The organism is Sphingomonas segetis, assembly GCF_009720245.1.
GTDB lineage: Bacteria > Pseudomonadota > Alphaproteobacteria > Sphingomonadales > Sphingomonadaceae > Sphingomicrobium > Sphingomicrobium segetis.
The window spans coordinates 1-4484 of the sequence record NZ_WJSQ01000188.1 but is presented as its reverse complement, the minus strand read 5'-3'; the positions used below and the strand labels follow the sequence as shown (position 1 = coordinate 4484).

At 67.2% G+C, this 4484-nt stretch carries 5 protein-coding genes; 2 read left to right on the top strand and 3 right to left on the bottom strand.

Annotation, left to right across the window (positions count from 1 at the left end; genetic code table 11):
- On the bottom strand, window positions 1-532 hold a 532-nt coding region (locus tag GH737_RS13240; RefSeq protein WP_155265267.1), incomplete at its 3' end, for a mechanosensitive ion channel.
- Between the two features lie 31 nt (window positions 533-563).
- On the bottom strand, window positions 564-1904 hold the full coding sequence (locus GH737_RS13235; protein ID WP_155265266.1) for a replication-associated recombination protein A: 1341 nt from the start codon (window positions 1902-1904) through the stop codon (window positions 564-566).
- Window positions 1905-2004: 100 nt separating this feature from the next.
- On the opposite strand from GH737_RS13235, the gene GH737_RS13230 reads away from it, so the two are divergent.
- Window positions 2005-2697 carry a PadR family transcriptional regulator gene (locus GH737_RS13230; protein WP_230558808.1) on the top strand — a complete coding sequence of 231 codons (693 nt, stop codon included), beginning with the start codon at window positions 2005-2007 and terminating at the stop codon, window positions 2695-2697.
- A 41-nt stretch (window positions 2698-2738) separates the two neighbouring features.
- Here GH737_RS13230 and GH737_RS13225 read toward each other — a convergent pair whose 3' ends face one another.
- Window positions 2739-3908, bottom strand: coding sequence for a glycosyltransferase family 4 protein (locus GH737_RS13225; protein ID WP_155265265.1), 1170 nt, complete (start codon window positions 3906-3908; stop codon window positions 2739-2741).
- A gap of 24 nt (window positions 3909-3932) precedes the next feature.
- Here GH737_RS13225 and GH737_RS13220 point away from each other — a divergent pair.
- A partial coding sequence (locus GH737_RS13220) for a DNA-deoxyinosine glycosylase (protein WP_196233185.1) occupies window positions 3933-4484 on the top strand: 552 nt, incomplete at its 3' end.

The window sequence follows — 4484 nt, the reverse complement described above, 5'->3', positions numbered from 1 at the left end:
CGATGCTCGCGCGCGTTGCGCCCGGCGTTGCTCCCGGCGGCACCGCGGCCGGATCGGTCCGCACCGTGCCTTCGGAAGGCCCGATTCCGGCGCGGGCGAGCAGCCCGTCGATGTTGGCCGCGGTCAGCACCGTCTCGACGAGGCGCTTGACGATCCGCGACAGCACCAGTCCGACGAAGAAGATCAGCCCGGCGCCGATCAGCCGCGGCAGGAAGACGAAGATCTCGGTGACCAGCTCGTTGATCGGCTCCAGGATCCGCGCGAACCCGAGGAATTGCAGAGCGGCCATGATTCCGACCAGCCAGATGATGAGCTTGGCGATCGTGCCGAGCTGGTGGCCGACGGTCTCCTCGGGAGTGCCGGTGACGTGCCTCTTGAGCGCCGGTGAGCGGTCGATCGCCTTCTGCAGCACCCATTTGACCGCGCGCGCGACGATCCACGTCACGACGAGGATCAGGATGGCGATGAGGACCTTCGGCCCCCAGTGCATCAGTTGCGCCTGCCAGTAGGCGCCCGAATCGACCTGGTACATGTGCTTGGCTCCCTGCTCAGCCTCTCGCTTCTCAACCCTTGTCCGTGCCGCTTTGTTGCAGTTCCTTGCGGCGCTGCTGCCAATAATCCAGCCGCTCCTTCACGCGCGCTTCGAAGCCGCGGTCGGTGGGCTCGTAGAAAGCCTCCGGCTCCATCTCCTCGGGCCAGTAATCCTGACCTGAAAATCCTTCTTCGGCATTGTGGTCGTAGGCGTAGCCCTTGCCGTAGCCGACGTCCTTCATCAGCTTCGTCGGCGCGTTGAGGATGTGCATCGGCGGGGCCAGCGAGCCGGTCTCCTTCGCCGAGCTCCACGCCTTCTTCTGCGCGGTGTAGGCCGCGTTCGATTTGGGCGCGGTGGCGAGATAGAGGCACGCCTGGACGAGGCCGATCTCCCCCTCCGGCGACCCGAGGAAATCGTACATATCCTTGGCCGCCAGGCACTGCAGAAGCGCGTTGGGGTCGGCCAGGCCGATGTCCTCGACCGCGGCGCGCGTCAGCCGCCGCAGCAGGTACAGCGGCTCCTCGCCGGCAACGAGCATCCGCGCAAGATAATAAAGCGCCGCCTGCGGGTCCGACCCGCGGATGCTTTTGTGCAGCGCGGAGATGAGGTTGTAATGTCCTTCGCGATTCTTGTCGTATACCGGCACGCGGCGGTGGAGCAGGTCGGAGAGCTCGGCGGGGCCGAGCGGCTGTTCAATCTCAACCGAGAACAACGTCTCCGCCTGGTTGAGCAGGAACCGCCCGTCGCCGTCGGCGCTGGCGATCAGTGACTCGCGCGCTTCCTGCGTGACGGGCAGGGGACGCCCCCCGATCGCTTCGGCGCGTCGGACCAGCTCCTCCAGCGCCTCATGGTCGAGCCGCCTCAGGATCAGTACCTGGCAGCGCGACAGGAGCGCCGCGTTGATCTCGAAGCTCGGGTTTTCGGTCGTCGCGCCGACCAGCGTCACGGTGCCGTCTTCGACGTAGGGCAGGAAACCGTCCTGCTGCGCGCGGTTGAAACGGTGGATCTCGTCCACGAACAGCAGGGTCTTCTGCCCCGCGCGCGCGGCGATGCGCGCGTCGGCAAATATCTTCTTGAGGTCGGCGACCCCCGAGAACACCGCCGACACCGCGACGAAGCGCAAACCCACCGCATCGGCGAGCAGCCGCGCGATGCTCGTCTTGCCGGTGCCAGGCGGCCCCCACAGGATCATCGAGGCGAGCCGCCCGCCGGCGACCATTCGCCCGATCGCCCCATCGGGGCCGGTCAGATGCTCCTGCCCGACGACCTCGTCGAGCGACTTCGGCCTGAGCCGGTCGGCAAGCGGCGCCCCCGCGGCGGGCGCTTCCGCCGCACGGCTCGGCAGCTCCTGATCGGCGAACAGGTCGGCCATCGACGGCGGATCATAAGGTGCGCACGGGAAATTGCATCAACAGGCTTGCTCAAGATGCAGCTAAGATATATCTAAGACCCATCGCACCAGGAGAATGGCCATGCCTCATCACCGCCATCACCGTCACGATCCTCCCGAGCCGCCGATCCCTCCGATCCCCCCGATTCCGCCGATGGGCTGCGACGAAAGCGGAGCGTTCGGCTTCGGCGATTTCGCGCGCATGTTCGGCATGGGCCCGCGCGGCTGGCGCGGCAATTGGGGACCGTTCCACTTCGACTTCGGCGATGAGGGCTGGAGTGGCGGCCGCGGTGGGCACCGCCGCGGACGGCGTGCGCGCCGGATGTTCGAGGGCGGCGAGCTCAGACTTGTGCTCCTCAAGCTGATCGCCGACGAGCCGCGCCATGGCTACGACCTGATCCGCGCGATCGAGGAGCTGACCGGCGGCGAGTATGCGCCGAGCCCCGGCGTGGTCTATCCGACACTTACCCTGCTGCAGGACATGGGCCTCATCGAGGAAGCCGCTGGCGAGGGACCTCGCAAGCCGTTCCAGGTGACCGACGAAGGGCGTGCCCACCTCGAAGAGCGTGCCGACGAGGTCGAAGCGCTGATCGAGCGGCTCGCCGACCTGAAGCCGCACCGTTCCGAGGCGGGCCCAGCGATCGGCCGCGCCGTGCGGAACCTGATGACGGCGCTCACCCATCGCGTTGGACGCGATGGCCTCGACGACGATCTGCTGCACGAAATCGCCGCGATCCTCGACGAAGCCGCGCAACGGATCGAACGGGTGAAGTAGATCGTCCTCCCCATCGCTTCGTGACGGGGAGGAACTTCAAGTTACCGCGCCATCATGCGCGACAGCCGCTCGCGCTTGCGGATCGCGTGCATGTAGGCTCGGATCACGGTTGCATTGATCGTGTCCCAGTCCATGGTCTTTGCGATCGCCAGCGCCGCCTCGCCATGGCGGCGGCGCAGATCCGGGTCGAGCGCGTAGGCCTCGAGCGCGAGCGCGAACTCCTCCGGGTCGTTGCCGTCGACGAGCGTCCCCGTGACGGCATTGTGCACGATGTTGGTCGTTCCCGACGCCTCCGCGGCAATCACCGGCAGGCCGCACGCCGTCGCCTCGAGCGTGACGTTGCCGAACGCCTCGGTGATCGAAGGATTGAACAGCAGGTCAGAGCTTGCAAGCGCGCGCGCGAGGTCGTTGCCGGTCAACTCGCCGGTGAAGATGCCGTCGGGCAGCTGCTCTTCGAACCACGGCCGGGCGGGGCCTTCGCCGATTACCAGCACGCGATGCTTGAGGCCCCGCTCCGCGAACAAGTGGATCGCGTCGGCGAAAACGTCGAGGCCTTTTTCCATCACGATCCGGCCGAGGAACGAGATGACCATCTCGTCGTCGCCGATGCCGATCGAGCGGCGCCAGCTCATGTCCCGGCGCTCGGGGTTGAACTGGTCGCGGTCGACGCCGCGCGCCCAGATCATGATGTCGCGGTTCATCCGCTGCGCGCGCAGGATCACCGCCGTAGACTCGGCCGGCGCCATCACCACTTCGCAGCGGTGATAGAAGCGGCGCATGATGTCGCGCGCGAGCGGCTCGAGCGCCTGCAGATGGTAATAAGCCAGGTAGGTGTCGAAGCGCGTGTGGACCGACGCGACCGCCGCGATCTTGCGGCGCCGCGCCCAGGTCACCGCGCGGTGGCCGACGATATCGGGGCTGGAGACGTGGACGACATTGGGATTGAACTCGGCGAGGTCGCGCCGCACTCGTGCCGGGATCGCCAGCGGCAACCGGTACTCCGATCGGCTCGGGATCGGCACGGACGGGATGCTCACCACCTCGCCCGTCGCGGGGAAGGCCGGATTGTCGGTGGTCGGCGAATAGACCCGGACCTTGACGCCCTGGCGGAGCAGATAGCCGACGAGGCGGTTGAGCGCCTGGTTGGCTCCGTCGCGCACATAATTGTAATTGCCCGAGAACAGGGCGACGCGGAGGTCGGTCGGTTTCACGGGCGAGGCATTAGGAGTTTATCGTTGAGCTTCAAAGCGGGATTGCCGCCGGTCGCCCGCTCCGACGCGCGGCTTTTCGTTCTCGGCAGCTTGCCGGGCGACGCCTCGCTCGCCGCGCGGCGCTATTATGCGCATCCGACCAACCAGTTCTGGCGGCTGCTCGGCCGCGCGATCGGCGAGGAGTTGCAATCGGTCCCCTATGAGCAGCGGCTCGACCGCTTGGCCGCCCGGCGCATCGGCCTGTGGGACGTGATCGCGTCGGCACACCGCGCCGGCGGCCTCGACCAGGCGATCCGCGAGGCCGAGCACAACCGGATCGAGCATCTGCTCCACGACTTTCCCGAACTCGCCGCGATCGGCTTCAACGGCGCGGCGGCGACTGCGGCCGGGCGCAAGCTGATCGGCGAGCCGCCGCCGCGCATCACCCTCATCGACCTGCCGTCGTCGAGCGCGGCGGAAGTTGAACAAAGCGATCTGCGTGGGCGGTTGCGGGCGGTCGATGATCCGCTCCAGCTCGAGGAACATCCGGGCGAGCTTCGCGTGATCTTCGCGCAACCGCATCAGCTCCGACATGCC

Bases quoted from the DNA above. Each gene is read 5' to 3' on its own strand.
- GH737_RS13230 (WP_230558808.1), top strand. From the start codon at position 2,005: ATGCCTCATCACCGCCATCACCGTCACGATCCTCCCGAGCCGCCGATC.
- GH737_RS13235 (WP_155265266.1), bottom strand. From the start codon at position 1,904: ATGGCCGACCTGTTCGCCGATCAGGAGCTGCCGAGCCGTGCGGCGGAA.